The organism is Nocardia sp. NPDC050435, from assembly GCF_040655395.1.
In the GTDB taxonomy this organism is placed as follows: Bacteria; Actinomycetota; Actinomycetes; order Mycobacteriales; family Mycobacteriaceae; genus Nocardia.
Map to the genome: position 1 here is coordinate 551,985 of NZ_JBFAJW010000001.1, position 20,626 is coordinate 572,610.

Below are 20,626 nucleotides of genomic sequence, written 5' to 3' on the forward strand. Positions count from 1 at the left end.
CGCATCTAACTATGTATTAAACAACCTGTCTGCCGTACCGCGAAACGTCTGTGCGGTTTCAAAACTGCACAGAGAGGAGGGAAAGGGGCTAGTTGCCGTAGGCGGCGAGGAAGGTCGCCACGGCGGCGGCGGAGATCGCCTCGAGTTCGGCGGTGGTGACCTTGCGGGTGCCGAGCCGGGTCCGGGCTTCGAGCGGTCCGGTGAGCAGGGCGAGGAGTTGTTCGGCGGCCACGGCGGGGTCGCACGAGCGCAGCCGTCCGGACAGCGCCAGGCGGGCCAGCCGGTCGGCGAGTGCTTCGGCGAGGCGGCCGGAGGTGCGGTCCTGGACCAGATCGGCCAGGTCGGGGAGGGTGCCCAGTTGGGCATAGGTGAGCGAACGCAACGCGCGGGCGCGCGGACTGTTGCAGACCTTCAGCATGCGGACGGCGCAATCGCGCAGGGCTGCTTCGAGATCCGTGACGTCGTCGCGCAGGCGCGCGAGGGCCTGCAGGCAGTCCGCCCCGACGGTGTCGGCGGCGGTTTCCATCGCGTGGCGGAGCAGGGTCTCCTTGTCGTTGAGGTGGTTGTAGACGGTGGGTTTGGCGACGCCGGCCGCGTCGGCGATCTCCTGCACGCAGGCCTGGGCGTAGCCGCGTTCGGCGAACACCGCGAAGGCCGCCTCCAGGATGGCGTGGCGCTTATCGATTCGGCCCCGGCCGGTTGCTGCTCCCGTCACGGGCCAATCCTAAGCCGAGTCAACTTCTTTGAACTCTCGGGTTCACTCTTGCAATGTTACCCACGAACCCACTAATTTGAACCAGCAAGTTCAATTGGGAGGATAGAGATGATTGTTCACCAGCTACGATTCAAGTTCCGGGAAGGCGTGACGGAGCAGGAGCTGGAGTCCGCGCTCGCGGTGCTGCGGCGCACTGCGGCGGTCGATTCGGTGGAGTTCGCGGTGGTCGGGCAGCATCTGGGCGACCCGGCGGAGGGGCTCACCCACGCCTACTGTGTCGGCCTGGCCGATCTGGACGCGGTGCGGCGCTACATGGACGATCCGGTCCATCTGGCCGGCGATCCGGAGCTCATCCCGTACCTCGACACCCTGGTCATCGGGCCCGATACCTCCGACGATCCGGACCCCGAGCTGGGCGCGAAACTGGGGGCGCTGCACGAGGACAAACTCGCGCGCTATCCCGAGTGGGCCGCGTTGATGGCATCGATTCCGCAGGTGCGGATTGCCTAGCGCGAACGGCTCAGCGGCGGGTGTCGTCGTAGGCGGCGCGGGCGTGCTTGACCTCGTCCATGTGGGTTTCGGCCCAGGACTTGATCGCCCGCATCACCGGCAGCAGCGAGGCGCCGAGCTCGGTGAGCTCGTAGTCGACGCGAACTGGGGCCGCGGGGGCGAGGGTGCGCGTGACCAGGCCGTCGCGTTCGAGGTGACGCAGGGTCTGGGTCAGCATCTTCTGGCTGACGCTGGCCAGCCGGCGTTGCAGATCGCTGTAGCGCTGCGGCCCGTCGGCGAGGGCGGTGATCACGAGGCTGACCCACTTGTCGGCGATCCGGTCCAGCAATTGGCGGGCCGGGCATTCGGCGAGATAGGCGTCGTAGGCCGCGCTCGCCCGCGCGCGCTGCTCGGCGGCCGTGCGAGTGGGCACAGCGCTCTCCCTTCGGTGCGGTAGGCACTTACGAGTGCCTACTTCCCGATGGAGAGTACCTCTCCATACGTTGTGTGGCATGGCTGAGGAACAGACGATGCGCGCGGTTGTCGCCCGAGGATACGGGGACCCGCACGTGCTGGAAATGATCGAAATCCAGGTGCCCGCACCGGGTCCGGGGCAGGTGCTGATCCGGGTGGAAGCCGCGACGGTCAATCCCGTCGACCTCGTGACCCGGTCGGGGGCGCTGGTCGAGGCCGGTCTCATGGCCGAGCGCGCTGTCACCGGCGTGGGGTGGGACGTCGCCGGAGTCGTCGCGGGCGTAGGGGCGGGTGCCGGTGCTTTCGCGGTGGGGCAGAAAGTGATCGGTTTACGTGATCTGCTCGACGTCGATCTGGGTACCTATGCCGACTACGTCGTACTGGATACGAGCGCGGTCGTGGCCGCGCCGCCCGAGGTCGACGCCGTGGCGGCGGCGACCCTGCCGTTGAACGGTTCGACCGCGCTGCAGGCGCTGGATCTCCTCGGCTTGCCGCCGGGTGCGACCGTGCTGGTCACGGGCGCGGCGGGTGCGGTCGGCGGGTTCGCGGTGGAATTGGCCGGTCGGCGCGGGCTGCGAGTCGCCGCTGTCGCGGCAGCCGGGGACGCGGATTTCCTCCATGCGGTGGGGGCGGAGTGGGTGGTCGACCGGGCGGTCGGTGATCTGGCGGCCGCGGTGCGCGCCCTGGTTCCCGGCGGTGTGGACGGCGCGCTCGACACCGCGGGCCTGGGCGTGCGCGCCTTGGCGGCGGTCCGCACGCGCGGCGCGTTCGCCACCGTCGTCGGGGGAACCCCGCCGACCGCGTTGCGCGGCATCGGGATTCATCGGCAGTGGATCAGCGCCGCCGCCGATACGCTCGCCGAACTCGTCGCGAGCCGGTTGACCTTGCGGGTGGCCGCGACCCTGCCGCTGGAGCAGGCGGCGACCGCGCACGAGCGTCTACACGCGGGGAAATTGCGCGGCCGCCTCGTGCTGACCCCCTAGGTGCCAAACGTCCAAGCCGCCGGCGTTGCGGGAGGTCAGGATGGTGCCATGAACATCGAGAAGATCACACCGAAGTTGGTTGTCGAAGGGGCCGCGGCGGCGATCCGCTACTACGGCGACGTATTCGGAGCGGTGCTGCGCGAGCGGCACGACGCGGACGGTCGAGTCGTCTTCGCCGAACTCGAGGTGCCCGGTGGTGCGGTATTCCAGCTCAAGGACGCCGATGCCGTCGACCGGGATCCGGGTCAGCTGGGCGGACTGGGCGTCCTGCTCACCGTGCTGGTGGACGACCCGGATCGGCTGGCCGCGCGCATGGTCGAGGCGGGTGGTGAGAGCGTGTTCGAGGTGGCGGATCAGCCCTACGGGGTCCGGCAGGGCCGGATGCGCGATCCGTTCGGGCACGAGTGGATCGTTGGAGCGCCTCTGGCCGCGACCGTTCCGGACTGATCTCGGGGTCGGCGGGTTTCCGGCGGAATTCAGCCCAACTCGAGGGTGGTGGTGCCGAAGACCCGGTCGATCCGGTGCGGTCGGACCGGCCCGGTGTACATGCGGGCCGTCTCGAAACTCGGCTGCAATCCGGCCTGCTCGGCGAGCCGGACCGCGGGGTCGTTCCGGAGCGGAACATCTACTGCCAGTGGGCCTTCCGCCGCCAACGCGGCCAGCAGGTGGCGGGCGTCGTCGGCGGTGTCGGCGAACAGTGGGCCCACGCGCGGGGCGTCCCGGGCGGGGCGGATGGTGCCGAAGCCGGTGAGGCGGTCGTCCACGACGCGGACGACCGTGCGGTGGTGCGGGTCGGTGAGCCACGCGGTCAGGAAGCCGGGGCGGTCGGCGGGCAGGCAGGCCGAGTCGTAGTCGTGGACCCGGGACAGGTCGCCGGGGGCGAGGGCCCGCACCGTTCCGTCGGGCGGATCCAGCAGTGGGGTCCCGGTGTATCGGGCGGTGCGGTAGGCGAGTTCGAAGCCGCTGCGCCGATAGTTCGCCTGCTGATCGGGGACGCCGTCCAAGCCCACGACCCGCCCGCCCGCGTGCTCGAGGCCCGCGCGCCAGGTAGCGATGCCGAGCCCGCGGCCGCGCAGGTCTTTGCGGACCAGGTAGAAGCCGAGGAAGGCGTAGTCCGGGCCGTAATTCACCACCGACACCGCGGTGGCCGGTTCGCCGTCGATCCGGCCCAGGAAGAAGCCGTCGGGATCCTGGGTGAAGAAGGGAGCCGCGTCGCCCGCACCCGGGTTCCAGCCCTCGTCGTCGGCCCAGTCGATCACGGTGGACCAGTCTTCCGGGGTGGCACGGGTGATGACGAGGGCGTCGGGGCGCACGGCATCCGGCATTCGTCCACGGTAGCGCCGATCGGGTGATCAGGGCGCGGCTCTATAACTTTCGTCCGGGGTAAGTGTGGTCGATCGGGGGATTTGCGCGGGCGCTGGAATCCCTAGCGTTGTCGGCATGTTCAGATTTCTCGCCGTCCTGGTCTTCGTGGCCGGTCTCGTCGCAGGTCCGGGTGCGCTACCGGCCGCGTACGCGGCGCCGCCTGCGCTGACGCCGGCCGCTGTCGACGACTATCTCCGCACTGCGCTCGACAAGACGGGATTGCCGGGGTTGTCGGCTGTCGTCACCCACGGGGATCGGATCGTGCACGCGGCCGGTTACGGTCGTGATTCCGGCGGTCGGGCGGTCACCGCGGATACCCCGATGCGGATCGCGTCGCTCAGCAAAGCGTTCACCGCCACCGCCGTGCTGATCCTGGTGGAGGAGGGGCGAATCGGCCTGGACCGGCCGGTCGCCGAGCAGCTCCCCGGCTTCGGGCTGCGAGATCCGCGAGCCGGTGCCGTGACGGTCCGGCACCTGCTGAACCAGACCTCGGGGCTCACGGATTCGACCGTCGATATCGGGGAGCTGGGGGAGGCGGGGTCGCTGGCCGAGTACGTGAGCCGCTTGCGCGACGCCGCCCTCGCCACCGACCCCGGGGCCGCGTTCGAGTACTGCAACGTGAACTACAACCTCGCGGCCCGCTTGGTCGAGGTGGCGAGCGGGCGCAGCTTCGGTGACTTCCTGGCCGAGCGCGTCTTCGGCCCACTCGGGATGGGGCACAGCGCGGTGCGCGCCGACCAGGTCATGCCTGCCGAGGGGTTCAACTCGATTTTCGGTCGCTGGGTCGCGCGGCCCGAGCTGGCCGGATTCCTGGACGACAGCGGCAGCGGCGGGGTCATCACCACCGCGGCCGATCTGGGGAAGTGGCTGATCGCGCACAACGGGCATGGGCCGCGATTGCTGAGCCAGGCGAGCCTGGAGGTCCTGCACACGTCGTCGCCGGTGGACGAGTACGCCATGGGCTGGGCTCCGGAATCGGCGGACGGCGGTGCCGACCTGCTGGTGCACAGTGGAAATCTGTTCACCTACAACGCGTTTCAGGCCATCGATCCGGCGACGGGCTTCGGATTCGCGGTACTCGCCAACAGCGCGGCCCTCCAGGACGACACCTACGACATCGTCCACGGGTTGGTCGCGCTGAGCCGAGGCGAGACACCCGCGCAGGTCGGCGGCGGCAGGCAGCTGTTCGAAGCGATTCTCGGGTCGATCGCCGTGCTCGCGCTCGCGCTGGGCGTCGCCGGAGTGGTCCGGTCGCAGCGGTGGGCACGGCGGCGCGCCGGGCGTCCGTGGTGGGCGATTGCGCCGCGGCTGCTGCCGGCGGTCCTGCCGATCGCGGTGTTCGCCGCGTACCCGCCGATCATCTCGTTCGTCACCGGCGGCCGACACGTCACCTGGTCTCAGCTGACGTACTTCGCCGCGCCCCTGACGATCAGCCTCTCCGTCCTCGCGCTGGCCGGTACGGCCACGGTGACCGCGCGGTTGCTCCGCCTGCGCTCGGTAAGGTCGGTCCAATGAAGTACGGCGCTCTTCTCGCGATCACGGCCGCGGGTGGCGTGCTGAACGGACTCGGCATGGAGGGCCTTCCGCCGTGGCGGCAGCTGCTTTTCGCCGTGCTGTTCCTCGCCGCCTACCTGCAAGGCCGCCGGGTGCCGACGGAGCGGGGCGGCCCCGTCCTCTTGGTCGCCTTCGGCGCGGCCGCCGCGATCGCGGCCGTGGACGTCGCCGAATCGATCAGCGCCGGAATGACGCTCGCGCTGTTCGTGGCCCTGCCCTGGGTGATCGGCCGCTACCGCCGCCAGCAGGCCGAACTCCTCGCGGCCGGCGCCGACCGGATAACTCAGCTGGAACGAACCCAGACCTTGACCGCCGAGAGCGCCCGGCTGCGCGAACGCGCCCGCATCGCCACCGACATGCACGACGCGCTCGGCCACGAACTCGCTTTGATCGCCGTCCAAGCCGGCGCCCTCGAGCTCGGCGCCACCCTCGACGAACCCACCCGGGAATCCGCCCGCCGCCTCCGCGAAGCAGCGGTCACCGCCTCCGACGAACTCCGCCGCACCGTCGGCCTCCTGCGCACCGACACCGGCCCCGAACCACCGAGCCTCTCCGTCGATGCCCTCATCGCCCGCGCCCGGTCAGCGGGCATGACGGTCGAACTCCACCAGCCGACAACCCACCCCCTCCCGCCACCAGCAGAACAGACCCTCCGCCGCCTCATCCAGGAAACCTTGACCAACGCCGCCCGGCACGCACCCGGCCAGCCTGTCCACATCCGTTTCGAGCCCCACCGCGACATCCTCACCGTCATCGTCACCAACCCACACTCCACACCGACGTCAACCGCAGCCCAGTCGCATGGTTCGAATGCTGGGAGCTGGACGCCGCTGGTCGCTGCGGCCGAGTCGAGTGCTGGTGGAGGGCGGGTGCCGTTGGTCGGAGTGGTCGAATCTCGGTCTGCCGGCACCGGGTTGATCGGGTTGGCCGAGCGGGTCGAGCTGCTGGGGGGCACGTTTCGTGCCGAGTCGGGTGGTTCGGATTTCATAGTTACCGCCGGTATTCCGCTGCGGCCGGTGGTGGCGGAGTCGTGATCCGGGTGCTGCTGGCCGATGACGAGGCCATGATCAGGGCCGGAGTGCGCGCGATTCTGGGCAGTGATCCGGAGATCGAGGTGGTGGCCGAGGCGGGTGACGGTGGGCGGGCGCTCGAGTTGGCGCGGGTGCATGATCCCGATGTCGCGCTGCTCGACATCCGGATGCCGGGCATGGACGGGTTGGCAGCCGCCGCTGAATTGCGCAGGGTGCAACCGGGAATCGCGGTGGTCGTGCTGACCACCTTCGACGAGGGTGACTATGTGGCGCGGGCGCTGGCGGCCGGGGTGAAGGGGTTTCTGCTCAAAGCGTCGGACCCGCGCGAACTGCTCATGGGCGTGCACGCCGCGGCGAAAGGGGCGGCGTTTCTGTCGCCGCGGATCGCGCACCGGGTGATCACCGAACTCAGCGGCGGGGCGCTGGAGCGCCGGAGTGCCGCGCGGGCGCGCGTGGCGCAGTTGACCGGGCGCGAGCGCGAGGTGCTGACCTGTGTCGGGCAGGGGCTGTCGAATCAGGAGATCGCCGAGCGGCTGCAGATCGCGGAGGGCACGGTGAAGGCGCACGTGAGTGCGATCCTGCACCGCATCGGCGCGAGCAACCGTGTCCGAGCGGCGATTCTGGCGCACGAGGCCGGGTTGATCGACGACTGGGACGCGATCGGAGGCGCGCGGCGGCACGGGGGAGCACAATGACAGCGTGCAGTGCGGTGCGTGGATCGGAGGGGCGTCATGAGCGCTGAGGTGTCATCGATTGTCGACCTGGCGGGTGATCTCGCCGGAACGTATCGCCGTTCCGAAAGTGGTGGGGCAGCCGTGGATCCCGCGGTGGTGGCCGCCGATCTTGCGGCCGTGCACAGTGATGGCTACGTGATCCTGGAGGGGCTGCTGAGTCCCGCGGAGCTGGCCGAGATCCGCGGCGAGGTGCAGCCGCTGCTGGAACGCACGGGGCGCAACAACTTCGAAGGCCATGCCACCCAGCGGATCTACAGCGTGCTGAACAAGACGCGCAGCTGCGACCGCATCGTGGATCATCCCCGGGTGCTGGCGCTGCTGGACCGGCTGTTCCTGCCGAACTACCTGCTGTCCATGCTGCAGGTGATCAACATCCTGCCCGGTGAGAACGCGCAGATGCTGCACACCGACGACGGCTTCTACCCCGTCCCGCGCCCGCGCGCGGCCCTCGGTGCCGCGACCATCTGGGCCATCGATGATTTCACCGCCGACAACGGCGCCACCGATGTCGTGGTGGGCAGCCAGCACTGGGACAACCGGCTGCCGATCCCCGGCACGGTACGCACCCCGATCGTCATGCCGGCCGGTTCGTGCGTGTTCTTCCTCGGCACCCTCTGGCACGGCGGCGGCGCGAACCGCTCGCCGCGCCCGCGCCTGGCGCTCACCGCCCAGTACTGCGAGCCCTGGCTGCGCCCGCAGGAGGCGTTCACCCTGTCCACCCCGCACGAGGTGGTGCGCGCGGTCTCCGAGGACATCCGCCGCATGCTGGGATACAGCATTCATCCGCCCTTCATCGGACAGGTCGATGGCATGCATCCCAAGCGCCTGCTGGAGTAGCACCGGGAAACTTCCAGGCTGTAACAACGTGGCCGTCACGCCGAATGACAGGTAGCTCAGCTGTTGAGCTCGGGTCGGGGTGGTGCTGCGATCGCGCAGCGGGAGGAAGTTGACAATGCGTACGGGTTCTCGGCTGCGTGTGTTACTGGGCCTGCTGGCCGTTCTGATCGGCTTGGTTCTCGCCGTAACAGCGTGCGGCAGTGCACAATCCGGCTCCGGCGGCCCGGCTTCCAGCTCCACCACGAAGACCACGCCCCCGGCGAGCAAGACCACGACCGGCACCGCGGCACCGGGAGACCCGGCGGTGTCGCCGAACGAACCGGCCGCGAACTCGCCGACCGTGGCCGCGCCGCCCGCGCCGGGCACGGACAACTGCGGCCCGGGCACCTGCGGCAACCCGCCGCCGACTACCGCCGCCCCCGGCACCGACAACTGCGGACCCGGCACCTGTGGCAACCCGCCGCCCGGCACGGACAATTGCGGCCCGGGCACCTGCGGCAATCCGCCGCCCACCACGACCGTGCCCGGCACCGACGAATGCGGCATCATCGTCTGCGGTGAATGGCAGAAGTGCACGGACCGGCTCGATTACACCGGTGACCCGCGCTCGGCCGAGGAGATCAACGCCCTGGAGCGCGACGGCCGCTGCCCCTGGCCGATCAAGGCCACGGTGACCAGCTCGCCCACACCGACCACCACGGTCACGAGCTCGCCGACGACTTCGGCGACGAACTGACCGCCTCGGCGCGGATCGTCCGGCCGACCCGGCGTCGACTCACCGCGGCTCGAGCACCACCACGGCGGTCTCCTTCGGCCGCCGCGCGGCGAACCCGTCGAGATCGTGATCGATCTCACGCCACCTGTCCCACAACCGATTTCGTTCCGCACCGGTGGCGGCGCGCCCGCGCACCGCGCGCGCACCGTCCTTCAGTTCGACCGTCGCCTCCGGGGAAGACCGCAGGTTCAGCCACCACGCCGGTTCGGCCGGACCCCACCCGTTCATCGCGAGGGTGACCAGATTCGGCCCGTCCTCGAAGTATCCGAGCAGGACGCTGCGCTGCTGACCGGTCCGCCGCCCGACGGTGGTGAGCCGCAGTGTCCCCCAATGGTTTCGGTTGCGCGGCCGCCCGAGCCCCAGGCGGCCGCCCGAGCCCCGATAGAGCGCACGATGGACATACCAGGCCGAGACGATGAACCAGCGAGGCGGAACATAAGGTCTGCGCGACATGCTTCTACTGTCCGCCCGCGTGGGGCGCACCGCATCGGGGTGACCCCCGATTCCGCACCCTGATCCGTGCCCGCGCCCCGGGCCCGCCGCGCGGAATGTGGCAATGCGGGAAAAGAGAATTCGGCGACCGCGCCTATTGCATGCGCTGCGGCATAAACCCTGGCGGGTGCGCACGCGTGCTCGGCGCGGCGCCGCGAACTTTTCCCGGCCACCACCGGGCGAAATGCAATAAAAAGAAATTACGAGTAAATCGGAAACGCCGTGATTGTGCGTACCGGTCGGCTGCTGCGTTGATCTATTAGCATTCCCCTCCGTATCAAACCAACCGGAAAAAGGAGTGGTATGCGTATCGCAGGACTGATTTCCCTGACCGGAGTGTTTGCCGCCGCGACGGCGGGTTTCGTGGCGCTGCCCGCGGCGCAGGCCGCGGCTGACGCCCCGGCCCCGGCTGCGGTGTCCCAGGTCGCTGACGGCCCGCTGGACGGCCTGATGGACATGGTTCCCCAGCTGTCGGAACTGCCCGGGCTGCCGGGCCTGGGTGGTGCGCAGGACGAGCAGGCCCCGAAGAGCCGCAAGTCCGAGCCCGCGGACGGCAAGGGCTCCAAGAAGGGTGGGGCCGAGGCCGACAGCCCGGAGGCCCAGCAGGGCCAGTCCCGCAAGGGCGAGCAGGGCTCGGCTGATCAGCTGCAGCAGGGCTCGCGGCAGGAAGAGGAAGAGTCCAACGGTCTGCCGGGCTTGCCGTCCCTCCCGTCCTTCGGTGACGAGCAGGGCGCCAAGGACGATCAGGCCCCCAAGGCCGACGCGCCGAGCGTGAAGGGGCAGAAGTCCGACCCGTCCAAGAGCGAAGGTGCTCAGGACGACGACGATGCCGAGGCCGAGTCGGCCCGCGCGCATTCCGGCAGCGCCGAGTAACACTCGCACACCGTAAAAGGCCCCCGGTCCGCAGCCGGGGGCCTTTTCGATGCTTCCGAACGATACCGATCCGAGGCCGGGAAACGCCGCGATGATCCCGAACCCGGCCCCGATCCGCACCTAGCATTCCCGCCAGAACAAAAACGGACACCGATAAAGGAGTGACATGCGCTTCACGAAGATGTGCGCGATTACGGGTGTGGTTTCGGTTCTGATGACAGCCATCGGTTTGGCGCTCGCCGAGGCCGAAGCGGCACCCCTGCCCGAATTGCCTTGCGCGGCCATCGCCTGCTCGCAGTAGGGATCCGGGCCAGGGATCGGATCGGGGTGATCGGAATTCCGCGCCAGGTCCTCGCGGCGCGGGTCCCGGTCCGGATGGTAGGAAAGGGACGTGTCCGCAAACGGTGAACGTCCCGATCCCCAAGGCAGGTCTCGCGCGGTGAACGAGGTGGTCGAGCTGGTCAGCGCGCTGATCAGATTCGACACCTCCAATACCGGCGAGCTGGAAACCACCAAGGGCGAGCACGAGTGCGCGCAGTGGGTGGCCGATCAGCTACAAGAGGTCGGCTACACCACCGAGTACGTGGAATCCGGGCAGCCCGGGCGCGGCAATGTGTTCGCCCGCCTGCGGGGCGCCGATCCCAGCCGCGGCGCCCTGCTCATGCACGGCCATCTGGACGTGGTGCCCGCCGAAGCCTCGGATTGGAGCGTGCATCCGTTCTCCGGGGCGGTGCGCGACGGCTATGTCTGGGGTCGCGGCGCGATCGATATGAAGGACATGGTCGGCATGATGCTGGCCATCGCCCGCCAGTTCAAGATCGAGGGCACGGTGCCCCCGCGCGACATCGTGTTCGCCTTCCTCGCCGACGAGGAGGCGGGCGGCAAGTGGGGCTCGCAGTGGCTGGTCGACAACCGGCCCGACCTGTTCGAGGGCATCACCGAGGCGGTCGGTGAGGTCGGCGGCTTCTCGTTGACGGTCCCGCGCCCCGACGGCACCGAGCGCCGCCTGTATCTGGTGGAGACCGCCGAGAAGGGCCTGGGCTGGATGCGGTTGCGCGCCAAGGCCCGCGCCGGGCACGGTTCGTTCCTGCACGAGGACAACGCGGTCACCATTCTGGCCGACGCGGTGGCGCGCCTGGGCAAGCACACCTTCCCGCTGGTGCTCTCGGACTCGGTCGCGGAGTTCCTGAAGGCGGTCGCCGAGGAGACGGGGCTGCAGTTCGATCCGCACAGTCCCGATATCGAAGGCCAGCTGGCCAAGCTGGGCACCATCTCCCGCATCATCGGCGCCACGCTGCGCGACACGGCGAACCCGACCATGCTCAGTGCGGGCTACAAGGCCAATGTCATCCCGCAGACGGCCGAGGCGGTGGTCGACTGCCGAGTGGTGCCGGGCCGGCAGGCCGAGTTCGAACGCGAGGTCGACGAACTCATCGGCCCCGACGTGGAGCGGGAGTGGATCACCAAACTCGACTCCTACGAGACCACCTTCGACGGCGACCTGGTCGAGGCGATGAACGAGGCGATCCTCGCCCACGATCCGCAGGGCCGCACCGTGCCGTACATGCTCTCCGGCGGCACCGACGCGAAAGCGTTCGCCCGGTTGGGTATTCGCTGCTTCGGCTTCGCACCCCTGCAATTGCCGCCGGATCTGGATTTCAGTGCCCTGTTCCACGGTGTGGACGAGCGCGTTCCGGTCGAAGCGCTCGAATTCGGCACCCGCGTCCTGGAACACTTCCTGTTGCACAGCTGATCTCATCGAAGTAGAAGGGGAACCATGAGCTACAACCCGTACGACGCGCTTCCGCAGGTCCCGAGCTTCACCGTCACCTCCGCCGATATCGAAGAGGGCAAGACCCTCGGCAACGATCAGGTCAGCGATGTCCTGGGCGCGGGCGGCAAGGACATCTCGCCGCAGCTGTCCTGGTCCGGATTCCCGCCGGAGACCAAGAGTTTCGCGGTCACCGTCTACGATCCGGACGCCCCGACCGCCTCCGGCTTCTGGCACTGGGCGGCGGCGAACATCCCGGCCGAGACCACCTCCCTGCCGGCCGGTGCGGGCAGCAAGGGCGGCAGCCTGCCCGCGGGCGCGCTGAACCTGCGCAACGACGCCGGATTCCCCGGCTACGTCGGCGCGGCCCCGCCGCAGGGGCACGGCCCGCACCGCTACTTCGTGGTGGTGCACGCCGTCGACGTCGAGCAGCTCGACATCGACGAGAACGTGGCGCCCGCGGTGCTCGGATTCAACCTGTTCTTCCACACCCTGGGCCGCGCGACGCTGATCGGTACCTACGAGGTGAGCTGACCCGCGGAACGCCAGTGGCCCCGGACCGAGAAGTCCGGGGCCACTGTCGTTTCCGGCTACTTCAGGTCGATGACGGTCGCCGGGGCGTCCTTCTCGTAGAGCGCGGCGATCTCGGCGCCGTACTTGGCCGCGATCGGGTTGCGCTTGAGCTTCATGGTCGGGGTCAGCTCCTCGCCGCCCGGCTCCCACGGCTGCGGCACGACGGTGAAGCGCTTGATCTGCTCCACCCGCGACAGCTTGCGGTTGCCGGCCTCGACGGCGGCGCGGACCTCGTCGAGGATCTCCTTGCGCTGGGCGAGGGCGGCCAGGTCGTCACCGGGGGCGTCCAGCGCCTTGGCGCGCAGGGCGGCGGTGTCGGGATCCAGGGTGATCAGCGCGCCGATGTAGGGCTTGGCCTCGCCGATCGCGACGACCTGACCGATCAGCGAGGACGCCGACTTCACCGAGTTCTCGATGTTGGTGGGGGAGATGTTCTTTCCCGCCTCGTTGATGATCAGTTCCTTCTTGCGGTCCACGATGCGGACGTAGCCGTCGGCATCGATGGTGGCGACGTCGCCGGTGTGCAGCCAGCCGTCGTCGTCGATCGCCTCCTTGGTCTTGTCGGCCTGCTTGCGGTAGCCGGGGGTGACGATCGGGCCGCGGCACAGCAGTTCGCCGTCCTCGCCCAGGCGCAGCTCCAGGCCGTCGACCGCGCGGCCGACCGAGCCGGGGCGCGGCTTGGCCAGCTCGGTGTAGGTGCCGACGCCGGTGGTCTCGGACATGCCCCACACCTCGGTGACGGTGAAGCCCAGGCCCAGGTAGTACTCCAGGGTGTCCGGCGGGATCGCCGCGGCGCCGGAGGCGGCGACCTTGAGGTTGTCCATGCCCAGCGCGGCGCGCAGCTTGGACAGCACCAGCGCGTCGGCGACCTTGTACTGCAGGCCCAGCACCGGGCCGCGGGACTTGCCGGCCAGATCGGCGCGGGCGGCCTGGACACCGGTCTCGATGGCCCAGTGCGCCAGCTTCTTCTTCACCGGGCTCGGCTCGAGCGAGAGCTTGCCGTCGATGCCGGCCTTGATCTTCTGCCACACCCGGGGCACGCCGAAGAAGACGGTCGGGCGGGCGTCGGGCAGCGCGGCCGCGATCTCACGCGGATCGGGTACGCAGGTGACGAGCATGCCGGTGAGCAGGCTGATGGCGTGACCGGAGATGCGGTCGGCGACGTGCGCGGCCGGCAGGTAGGAGATGGCGCGGTCGTCGTAGCCGACCCGCAGCGGGCCGTTGACCAGCGCGATGATCTGGGCGAGCACGTTGCGGTGGGTGATCTCCACGCCCTTGGACGGGCCGGTGGTGCCCGAGGTGTAGATCAGGGTGGCCAGGTCTTCGGGCTTGACGGCCTGCCAGGCGGCGTCGAAGTCGAAGTCGGCCAGCGGATCCGCTTCCACGGCGGCCAGATCCACCGCGCCCTCGGCGGCGCCGTCGACGAGCACGATGTGCTCGAGCTGGACGCCCGCGCCGCGCACCGTGTCCAGGAACGCGCGCTCGGTGATCACGACCTTGTTCTCGGCATTGGTGAACAGGTGGGTGATCTGCTCGGGGGAGCTGGTGTTGTAGATGGAGAACGGGGTGGCGCCCAGGTGCAGGGCGGCCGTGTCGACCAGGTTGAACTCCGGGCGGTTGGTGAGCATGATGCCGACGGTGTCGCCGTGCGTGACGCCCAGCTTGGCCAACCCCGCCGCGATCACCCGCACCCGATCGCCGTACTGCTGCCAGCTGATCTCGGTGGTGCCGCCGACGGTGCGCAACGCGATGGCGTCGGGCCGCAGCTTGATCGTCTCCTGGAACGCCTCGGGAACGGTGTAGACCGTTTTGCCGGACTCGTGCGCGAAACCGATTTCTGTAGTGCTCATATTCCTGTTCCCGATAGCTTCTGTCTGAGAACCGACCTCGATGGTTCGCCGTCGCTGACACGGTGTGCAGAGGGTTGTGTCATCAACTCACGCTTCGGCGCGTCATCGAGTGGCGCGGCTCACTTATCGTAACCAAAGAATTAGTAAAGTGGCGTCCGTTACGTGCACGGACTGCATTTCTGGAACAGGTTCACCCCTGGACACCGCCCCCGACCAGCATTGCCGGATCCCGCCGGAGTGCCCGCGCGGGGCGGGACGGCGGGATACCGTGGAATCGTTCCGAATCTTTTCCGGGGGAGGGGCGGTGCCGGTGCGGCCTGCGGCGGATCGCGATTGCGCACTGCTCACCGACGATCCGGCCACCCGTGCCGTGATCATGGCGATCGCGCTGCATCCGGCTCCGGCTTCGCCCGCCGCTCTCGCCGCCGCCACCGGCCTCGCCGACGAGGACCTGGAGCGGCGACTACGAATCATCGGCGCTGCCGCGCTCCTCGACGGTGCGCAGGGGCCCGCCGGTGCGGGGCGATTATGCCTGGATCCCCGGATCCGGGACTACGCGCTGCGCAAGCTGGACGCGGCCGCGCGCGCCGACCTGGAAGCCCGGCTGGTCGAGTTCTATCGCGACTTCGCTCGCACTCACGCCGATATCCACTCCGGCCCGCGGCGCATCGCGGCCCTCGAACGTGAACGCGAGAACATCCTGGCCTTCGCCGAGATCGCCTTCCGGCGGGCCGACGGCCCCGCCGTGCTCGACCTCGCGGAGTCCCTGGCCGGGTTCCTGTGGGGGCGCGGGCGCTGGCGAGAGCTGGTCCGGCTGGGCACCCGGGCTGCCGCGGTCGCGCCCGAGCCGGTCGCGCGGGCGCGGATGCACGCGCTGGTCGGACGCGTCCAGGCCGGGCGCGGCCGCCGCGCCGAGACCCTGGACTGCCTGGCGCGCAGCGAGGCCGCGCTGCCACCCGGCGCCACCGCGGCCGAGCGCCGCGAGACGCTGCGCCTGTCCGCCCAGTTCGACTCGCGATTCGGTGAATATGCCACGGCCAGAGCGGATTTCGCCGAAGTGCTGGCGCACGCGCCGGACACCGCGGGTCTGGACGGGCAGGCCGCGACCCTGATCGAACTCGGGCTGTGTGCCCTGCGGGAATCGAAACACGCGCTCGCGATCGAAACCTTCCAGCGGGCGCGGCACCGCTACGAGCGCCTGGGCTGCGCGGAAGGCACCGCCGAGGCGCTGGTATACCTGGCGGACGCCTGGTACGAGTCCGGCGCCGCCGCGCGGGCGCAACCGCTGTACCAGCGCGGGCTCCTGCTCACCGGGTGGCTGGATCAGCCGCTCGGCGCGGGCCGCTGCCACCTCGGGCTCGCCAAGATCGCGATCGGGGCGGGCCGGCCGGACCGGGCCCGCCGCCGCGCCGCGGACGCCCGCTCCTGCTTCGCCCGGGTCGGCGTCGCCGATCTGATCGCCGAGGCGGACCTGATCGCGCGCAACCTGCCGGTGACCCCGGAGCCCGCCGCCCCGCCGACCATCGCCGACCTGCTGCGCCGCTGCCGGGCCGTGCTGTTCGACTTCGACGACACCATCGCCGCGACGATCCGCACCCGCTGGCCCGCGCTGCGCGCCACCGCCGCCACCTTCGGGGTGCTGCTCGAGGACGAGACCATCCGCGCGGCCTGGGGCAGGCCCTTCCACGAGCTGATCGCCGCGATCGTGCCGGCCGTCGACCCGGTCGAGTTCGACCGGCGCTACCGCCGGGCCATGGCCGAGCGGAAATCGGTGCCGACCGTCGGCGCGGCGCAGCTGCTGGAGGCGCTACGCCGGCGCGGCATCCGCCGGCTCATCGTCAGTTCGGGCTGCTACGAGTACGTGGTCCAGGATCTGCGGCAGATCGGACTGGACCACTACTTCGCGCCCGCCGATATCTACGGCGCCGCCGAAACCGGTGCGCACAAACCGGATCCCGCGGTGCTGCACCGCCCGATCGCGACGCTCGCGCGGGCGGGCATCGCCACCGAGGAGACGCTGTGCGTCGGAGACAGCCACCGGGACTACGCCGCGGCCGCGGGCAACGGCGTGCAGTTCCTGGCGGTGCTCACCGGTGCGGAGAACCACCAGGACTTTCGCGCCGCCGGACTAGCCGACCGGCAGATCGCCGGGAACCTCTCGCTGCTGCGCCTGTGGCTGTAACACGTTCCGCTTCGGCCAGATCCGCCACTTGGAGGTGACCGGGGCCGGTGCGGCCTCGGGCGGGCAGGCCGGCTCGGGCGGCAGCGCCGGCATCACGGCGGTGTCGACGAGCGCGCGATCGGCGGCGGGATCGACAGCGGCGGCGGCCCACGGTGCGTAGTCCGCCGGGATCCAATGGCCGCGGCGTCGGCGCTTGGCCTCGAGATACGCGCGCGCCCGTTCGCTGAGTGGGCGCGTGCCCAGCGGGACCGGCGTGACGGCGATGCCCGCGCGCGCCACCGCTTCGGCCTTGACGGGGTTGTTGGTGAGCAACTGCACCGACCGTAACTCGAGCACCTTGCGCAGGTGCTCGGCGGCGAGGTCGTAATTGCGGGCGTCGGCGGGATAGCCCAGCGCCTCGTAGCTGGCGAAGGTGTCGGCGCCGGTCTGTTCACTGTGCCGGTAGCCGCGGGCCTTGGCGATCAGCCCCAGGCCGCGCCCTTCCTGCTCCAGGTACACCAGCACGCCGTGGCCGGCCTGCTGGATGAGATCGAGGGCCTTGTCGAGCTCCGGCCCGCAGTCGCAGTCGTCGGACCGCAGCGATTCGCCGTAGAGGCAACGGGAATGGATCCGCACCAGGCAGCCGTCGGTGACCGTGCCGAATGCCAGAATGTAGCCGAGCAGCTCTCCGCTGTCCTCGCGCAACTCGCTGACCCGAAGCGGCAATTCGCGACCCTTCCGGGCGAACTGATGCGCCGTTTCGTCGGCATGCGACACGATTATGTTCAATGCTCCTCCGGAAGAGTCTGGCGTTCGGGACATTTCGCCCAGCAGGTCGAGACGATCGGCGCGGGGCGCGCTTGCAGCAGAAGATAACTCAGGGTGCGGCAAACGGCAGGGCAAGACGGTACCGAGTGCGCAGGGTGTCGTCCAGCGGCGAACTGCGGGCAACACCTCCGCCGCTGATCGCCACCGCGTCACCCCTCGTCGGTTCCGCTGAGCGGGTAGTCGGCGATGCGATCGATCTCTTCGGTCAGCGACAGCGGGGGAACCGCCTCGGTGATCTGGCGCACCGCCATCGCCGTGATCGCCCAATCCAGATCCGCGCGATCGGCGACCCGCCCGGACTGCACCAGGCGCAGCGCCAGCGCCGCCGTGAAAGCCGCACGCGCGCCGGGGGATTCGGCGAGACCGGCGCTCATCGGCTTGCCGATCTCCAGGTCCAGCTCGGCGGAACGCACGCGGCAGCGATAGTTCTCGACCGCGCAGACCGCGTCCACACCCAGCGCGTGCAGCCGCTCGACCAGTTCCCGCGCGATCGGATGCCCCTGCGCGTCGACCGGCCCGCGATCGCCGGGCAGTAGCAGGCTGCTCAGTTCGTTGCGGGTACCGAGCAGGTAGTCGATCCGGCGGAAGTAGCGGTGCAGATCCTGCGGCCGATCCTGCGGCCGGTCCAGCGGCGGGGTGGGCTGCACCAGCAGCCACGGGCCCTCGGGGACGGTGGAGAGCATGTCGAGCGCTTGCTCGAGCACCGAGAACGGATTGTCGAAACTGAGCAGCACCGCGTCGGATTCGGTGATCGCCTCGCGCGCGGCCGGTTGGCGCAGCGCGTCGCGGGTGAGGCGGACCATCTCGTTGTCGGCGCGAATGGTGCCGATACCGCCGGTGGCGTCCATGATGACGGCCGCCACCGGGGTGGGCTCGTTCGGCACCACCGTCACCAGATCGGTTTCGATCGCCATCTCGTGCAGGTATTGCAGAATGCGATGCCCCGCGGGATCGTCGCCGACGGCGGTGATCAGGCGCACGCGGAAGCCGAGGCCGGCCGCGGCGATCGCGCGGTTGAATCCCTTGCCGCCGATTCTTTCCTCGAAACGGCCGAAGACCGGCGTGCCTTCGGCGGTCGGCATGCGGTCGGTGCGATAGTGGTGGTCGACGACCGCGCCGCCGATGACGGTCACCGTCCCGGAATTCGAAACACGTTGTGGCCGAACCGGGCCGACACGTTCGGCGGCCGGCGTGACCAGCAGCTCGGCCAGGGCCGAGAGCGCGCGCTGCTCGAGGCTGCTGCGCAGGGAGCGCACCGAGGGCTGGCGCGGGGTGGTGGGCGCGCCCAGGCCGCGGTGCAGTTGCTGCCAGTTCTCGGCGAGGTAGGAGCGGCGCAGGCCGAGGTCGGTGGCGTAGAGGCCGCCGGGATCGATGTCGTCGGCGGGGTTTTCGCGTTGCAGGCCCAGGGCCAGGGTGGCGTCGGCGATGAGTTGCTTGGTGGGGTCGAGGTGGCGGGCGCTTTCGCGCAGCACCGGCAGGACGACCTCCTCGGCGGGCAGGCCGGTGCGGTAGGCGCGCTCGCGTACCACCGGCAGGTCGAGCAGGGCTCTGGCGTCGATCTCGGTGGTGCGCAGGCGATCCGCGCCGTCGGCCAGCCCCCGGTGCTTGCCCAGCCGGGCGAGGATGCCCTGGACGACGGTGGGATCCTGCGGCATCATCGCGCGATCCCCTCCTCCACATGGCGTTGGCTTTTTCGCGTTTCCGCGGGGCTATCGGCCCACAATATGCCCAACTTGCGGGTTTAGCCAGGGTGATCGCGGTGAATCCCTTATGCGTTACGACATTTGACGTCAGTTTGGCGGCAAATGCCCCAGAAGGACTGGCGATAGACCTGCGGGACCCGGCACACTGGAGTCCAGGCGATCCTTTCGCCACACCGGAGCTCGGGAGGGTCTGGTGATGAGAGTGGTTCTCGTGAAACGCCGTATCCGCCGCCGCCGGCAACACCGGCCCGCCACCGAGCCGGAGCCCAACTTCCGCGGCTAGGCGCGAACGTACTGTGTCCGCTCACCCCACCAGACAACTTGTCCACGCCGTTGCCCGGCTGCTCGAATCCGTTTCCGGATCAGCGCAACTCCGACCGACCGGTCCTTTCAGTCGGCCGGATTCGCGCGCACCCGCGAAACCGGCACCGGGTCCACCGCACCGCTTCCCGGGAGACAGCCGTGACGATCTACGAAAGCAGCCGGTCCATGACCAGCAGCGTCACGCCCGACTGGGCCTGGCGCCCGAGCCGGCGCGCGGCCGAACCCGCGTGGCGGCTGAGCTGGTCGCCCGAGCTGTGCACCCGCGAACAGGCCCGGGCCGCAATGGAATCGCGCGAGCGATTGCACCGGGATCTGAGCGCGGATCCGGCCGCCGAGCGGGCGGAGCCCGCGGCGACACCGGTGTTGCGGCTGCTCACCCGCATGCTCGAGCGGCGGCCGCGATGATCGGATATGTAACCGACTGGTCGGTGACCAGCGATAAGCCGACCGAATCGGCACTGCGGGTGGCCGGGAGAAGGAGGACCGGCGGCCGCCGGACGGCTCGAGCACAGGTGAATACGCGATTGCGGGGAGGAATCTCACCGCCGGCGACCACAGACCGGGTCGCGGGCCGGACCGGGAACCTCAGCACCCAGAATTCCGGCACGACCGGAGGGCCCGGCACCGGGCCGTCCAGCGCGCCGGGCAACTCGGAATTCCGTCAGAGCAGCTCGAAAACCGAGCTCCAGCACCCGGAGACAGCGCAATGATCCGCACCACCGATTGGACCATGACCAGCGACATCACGCCGGAGACCGCCTACCGGGAAACCGGCTCCGGCGACCGATTATGGCGGCTCAGCTGGCTGCCCGACCGGCTGCTCACCCGCGAACAGGCGCGGGCGGGAATGGAACTCGACGAAATCCTCAGCGACATCGACTCCGTGCACAACCGCCACACCCAGGCCCGCGCCGCCGACTGCGCCGGCGTCCTGGGACTGCTGTGGGAACAGGCCGTCATCATGCTGTCCAAGCGGATGATCGCGCGCCTGCAGCTCGAGCAGGTCGAAGATCCGCCGCTCGCCGACAGATACCGCCATCGGCCGCACCTGGTTGCCGCGCACCCCGGGGGAGTGCAGCGCTTCCACGGCTGAG

The 20,626-nt window shown here is 69.7% G+C and carries 22 protein-coding genes; 15 read left to right on the forward strand and 7 right to left on the reverse strand.

The window, feature by feature from the left end; all coding sequences use genetic code 11:
- Positions 1-88: 88 nt before the first annotated feature.
- Positions 89-715 carry a TetR/AcrR family transcriptional regulator gene (locus AB0I43_RS02640; RefSeq protein WP_357431098.1) on the reverse strand — a complete coding sequence of 209 codons (627 nt, stop codon included), beginning with the start codon at positions 713-715 and terminating at the stop codon, positions 89-91.
- 108 nt (positions 716-823) lie between these two features.
- On the opposite strand from AB0I43_RS02640, the gene AB0I43_RS02645 reads away from it, so the two are divergent.
- Positions 824-1,225, forward strand: a complete 402-nt coding sequence (locus AB0I43_RS02645) for a Dabb family protein (RefSeq protein WP_357431099.1) — start codon at positions 824-826, stop codon at positions 1,223-1,225.
- Positions 1,226-1,235: 10 nt separating this feature from the next.
- On the opposite strand, the gene AB0I43_RS02650 is transcribed toward AB0I43_RS02645, so the two are convergent.
- Entirely contained in the window at positions 1,236-1,637 is a 402-nt protein-coding gene (locus AB0I43_RS02650) for a helix-turn-helix domain-containing protein (protein WP_357431101.1), read from the reverse strand.
- Positions 1,638-1,716: 79 nt separating this feature from the next.
- Between AB0I43_RS02650 and AB0I43_RS02655 the strand changes: the two genes are divergently transcribed.
- Positions 1,717-2,661 (forward strand): zinc-binding dehydrogenase, encoded by a 945-nt coding sequence (locus AB0I43_RS02655; protein WP_357431103.1) that lies wholly within the window; start codon positions 1,717-1,719, stop codon positions 2,659-2,661.
- 48 nt (positions 2,662-2,709) lie between these two features.
- Positions 2,710-3,108 (forward strand): VOC family protein, encoded by a 399-nt coding sequence (locus tag AB0I43_RS02660; protein WP_356972701.1) that lies wholly within the window; start codon positions 2,710-2,712, stop codon positions 3,106-3,108.
- A 29-nt stretch (positions 3,109-3,137) separates the two neighbouring features.
- Here AB0I43_RS02660 and AB0I43_RS02665 read toward each other — a convergent pair whose 3' ends face one another.
- Positions 3,138-3,986: a GNAT family N-acetyltransferase gene (locus AB0I43_RS02665; RefSeq protein ID WP_357431105.1), complete on the reverse strand. Its 849-nt coding sequence runs from the start codon at positions 3,984-3,986 to the stop codon at positions 3,138-3,140.
- 115 nt (positions 3,987-4,101) lie between these two features.
- On the opposite strand from AB0I43_RS02665, the gene AB0I43_RS02670 reads away from it, so the two are divergent.
- The 5 genes from AB0I43_RS02670 to AB0I43_RS02690 all read left to right on the forward strand — a co-directional run bounded on the left by AB0I43_RS02670 (position 4,102) and on the right by AB0I43_RS02690 (position 8,918).
- The gene (locus AB0I43_RS02670) at positions 4,102-5,541 is read left to right on the forward strand and encodes a serine hydrolase domain-containing protein (RefSeq protein ID WP_357431107.1); all 1,440 of its coding nucleotides are present in this window, start codon (positions 4,102-4,104) and stop codon (positions 5,539-5,541) included.
- Positions 5,538-6,614, forward strand: coding sequence for a histidine kinase (locus AB0I43_RS02675; RefSeq protein WP_357431109.1), 1,077 nt, complete (start codon positions 5,538-5,540; stop codon positions 6,612-6,614). The genes AB0I43_RS02670 and AB0I43_RS02675 overlap by 4 nt, the downstream gene beginning before the upstream one ends.
- A complete protein-coding gene (locus AB0I43_RS02680) occupies positions 6,611-7,306 on the forward strand; it encodes a response regulator transcription factor (protein WP_357431111.1) in 696 nt (231 codons plus the stop codon). Before AB0I43_RS02675 ends, AB0I43_RS02680 begins: the two co-directional genes overlap by 4 nt.
- 36 nt (positions 7,307-7,342) lie before the next feature.
- Positions 7,343-8,182 carry a phytanoyl-CoA dioxygenase family protein gene (locus AB0I43_RS02685; protein WP_357431113.1) on the forward strand — a complete coding sequence of 280 codons (840 nt, stop codon included), beginning with the start codon at positions 7,343-7,345 and terminating at the stop codon, positions 8,180-8,182.
- 115 nt (positions 8,183-8,297) lie between these two features.
- Positions 8,298-8,918, forward strand: coding sequence for a hypothetical protein (locus AB0I43_RS02690; protein ID WP_357431115.1), 621 nt, complete (start codon positions 8,298-8,300; stop codon positions 8,916-8,918).
- Between the two features lie 39 nt (positions 8,919-8,957).
- Here the strand turns inward: AB0I43_RS02690 and AB0I43_RS02695 are convergent, their stop codons facing one another.
- Positions 8,958-9,410, reverse strand: a complete 453-nt coding sequence (locus tag AB0I43_RS02695; RefSeq protein ID WP_357431117.1) for a nitroreductase/quinone reductase family protein — start codon at positions 9,408-9,410, stop codon at positions 8,958-8,960.
- 342 nt (positions 9,411-9,752) lie between these two features.
- Between AB0I43_RS02695 and AB0I43_RS02700 the strand changes: the two genes are divergently transcribed.
- The 4 genes from AB0I43_RS02700 (at position 9,753) to AB0I43_RS02715 (ending at position 12,627) form a co-directional block, all read left to right on the forward strand.
- On the forward strand, positions 9,753-10,322 hold the full coding sequence (locus AB0I43_RS02700) for a hypothetical protein (protein ID WP_356972710.1): 570 nt from the start codon (positions 9,753-9,755) through the stop codon (positions 10,320-10,322).
- 166 nt (positions 10,323-10,488) lie between these two features.
- Positions 10,489-10,623 carry a hypothetical protein gene (locus tag AB0I43_RS02705; RefSeq protein ID WP_356972711.1) on the forward strand — a complete coding sequence of 45 codons (135 nt, stop codon included), beginning with the start codon at positions 10,489-10,491 and terminating at the stop codon, positions 10,621-10,623.
- A 90-nt stretch (positions 10,624-10,713) separates the two neighbouring features.
- The gene (locus AB0I43_RS02710) at positions 10,714-12,075 is read left to right on the forward strand and encodes a M20/M25/M40 family metallo-hydrolase (protein WP_356972713.1); all 1,362 of its coding nucleotides are present in this window, start codon (positions 10,714-10,716) and stop codon (positions 12,073-12,075) included.
- Positions 12,076-12,099: 24 nt separating this feature from the next.
- Positions 12,100-12,627 carry a YbhB/YbcL family Raf kinase inhibitor-like protein gene (locus tag AB0I43_RS02715; RefSeq protein WP_356972714.1) on the forward strand — a complete coding sequence of 176 codons (528 nt, stop codon included), beginning with the start codon at positions 12,100-12,102 and terminating at the stop codon, positions 12,625-12,627.
- Between the two features lie 56 nt (positions 12,628-12,683).
- Here the strand turns inward: AB0I43_RS02715 and AB0I43_RS02720 are convergent, their stop codons facing one another.
- Positions 12,684-14,516, reverse strand: a complete 1,833-nt coding sequence (locus AB0I43_RS02720) for a long-chain fatty acid--CoA ligase (protein WP_357431119.1) — start codon at positions 14,514-14,516, stop codon at positions 12,684-12,686.
- Between the two features lie 304 nt (positions 14,517-14,820).
- On the opposite strand from AB0I43_RS02720, the gene AB0I43_RS02725 reads away from it, so the two are divergent.
- Complete coding sequence (locus AB0I43_RS02725; RefSeq protein ID WP_356972716.1) at positions 14,821-16,698, forward strand: HAD hydrolase-like protein; 1,878 nt, start codon at positions 14,821-14,823, stop codon at positions 16,696-16,698.
- Here AB0I43_RS02725 and AB0I43_RS02730 read toward each other — a convergent pair.
- Both AB0I43_RS02730 and AB0I43_RS02735 read right to left on the reverse strand, forming a co-directional pair.
- Positions 16,645-17,403, reverse strand: coding sequence for a GTP cyclohydrolase II (locus AB0I43_RS02730; protein WP_356972717.1), 759 nt, complete (start codon positions 17,401-17,403; stop codon positions 16,645-16,647). The two genes, AB0I43_RS02725 and AB0I43_RS02730, sit on opposite strands and share 54 nt — an antisense overlap.
- A 251-nt stretch (positions 17,404-17,654) precedes the next feature.
- Positions 17,655-19,163, reverse strand: coding sequence for a PfkB family carbohydrate kinase (locus tag AB0I43_RS02735; RefSeq protein WP_356972718.1), 1,509 nt, complete (start codon positions 19,161-19,163; stop codon positions 17,655-17,657).
- A gap of 507 nt (positions 19,164-19,670) precedes the next feature.
- Here AB0I43_RS02735 and AB0I43_RS02740 point away from each other — a divergent pair.
- Together AB0I43_RS02740 and AB0I43_RS02745 are read left to right on the forward strand one after the other, a co-directional pair.
- Complete coding sequence (locus AB0I43_RS02740) at positions 19,671-19,937, forward strand: hypothetical protein (RefSeq protein ID WP_356972719.1); 267 nt, start codon at positions 19,671-19,673, stop codon at positions 19,935-19,937.
- Between the two features lie 301 nt (positions 19,938-20,238).
- Entirely contained in the window at positions 20,239-20,625 is a 387-nt protein-coding gene (locus AB0I43_RS02745; RefSeq protein ID WP_356972720.1) for a hypothetical protein, read from the forward strand.
- Position 20,626 lies beyond the last annotated feature (1 nt).

Coding starts and splice junctions, on each gene's coding strand:
- AB0I43_RS02720 (WP_357431119.1), bottom strand. CDS start 14,516: ATGAGCACTACAGAAATCGGTTTCGCGCACGAGTCCGGCAAAACGGTC.
- AB0I43_RS02655 (WP_357431103.1), top strand. CDS start 1,717: ATGGCTGAGGAACAGACGATGCGCGCGGTTGTCGCCCGAGGATACGGG.
- AB0I43_RS02735 (WP_356972718.1), bottom strand. CDS start 19,163: ATGATGCCGCAGGATCCCACCGTCGTCCAGGGCATCCTCGCCCGGCTG.
- AB0I43_RS02665 (WP_357431105.1), bottom strand. CDS start 3,986: ATGCCGGATGCCGTGCGCCCCGACGCCCTCGTCATCACCCGTGCCACC.
- AB0I43_RS02690 (WP_357431115.1), top strand. CDS start 8,298: ATGCGTACGGGTTCTCGGCTGCGTGTGTTACTGGGCCTGCTGGCCGTT.
- AB0I43_RS02700 (WP_356972710.1), top strand. CDS start 9,753: ATGCGTATCGCAGGACTGATTTCCCTGACCGGAGTGTTTGCCGCCGCG.
- AB0I43_RS02670 (WP_357431107.1), top strand. CDS start 4,102: ATGTTCAGATTTCTCGCCGTCCTGGTCTTCGTGGCCGGTCTCGTCGCA.
- AB0I43_RS02645 (WP_357431099.1), top strand. CDS start 824: ATGATTGTTCACCAGCTACGATTCAAGTTCCGGGAAGGCGTGACGGAG.
- AB0I43_RS02705 (WP_356972711.1), top strand. CDS start 10,489: ATGCGCTTCACGAAGATGTGCGCGATTACGGGTGTGGTTTCGGTTCTG.
- AB0I43_RS02695 (WP_357431117.1), bottom strand. CDS start 9,410: ATGTCGCGCAGACCTTATGTTCCGCCTCGCTGGTTCATCGTCTCGGCC.
- AB0I43_RS02685 (WP_357431113.1), top strand. CDS start 7,343: ATGAGCGCTGAGGTGTCATCGATTGTCGACCTGGCGGGTGATCTCGCC.
- AB0I43_RS02715 (WP_356972714.1), top strand. CDS start 12,100: ATGAGCTACAACCCGTACGACGCGCTTCCGCAGGTCCCGAGCTTCACC.
- AB0I43_RS02660 (WP_356972701.1), top strand. CDS start 2,710: ATGAACATCGAGAAGATCACACCGAAGTTGGTTGTCGAAGGGGCCGCG.
- AB0I43_RS02745 (WP_356972720.1), top strand. CDS start 20,239: ATGATCCGCACCACCGATTGGACCATGACCAGCGACATCACGCCGGAG.
- AB0I43_RS02675 (WP_357431109.1), top strand. CDS start 5,538: ATGAAGTACGGCGCTCTTCTCGCGATCACGGCCGCGGGTGGCGTGCTG.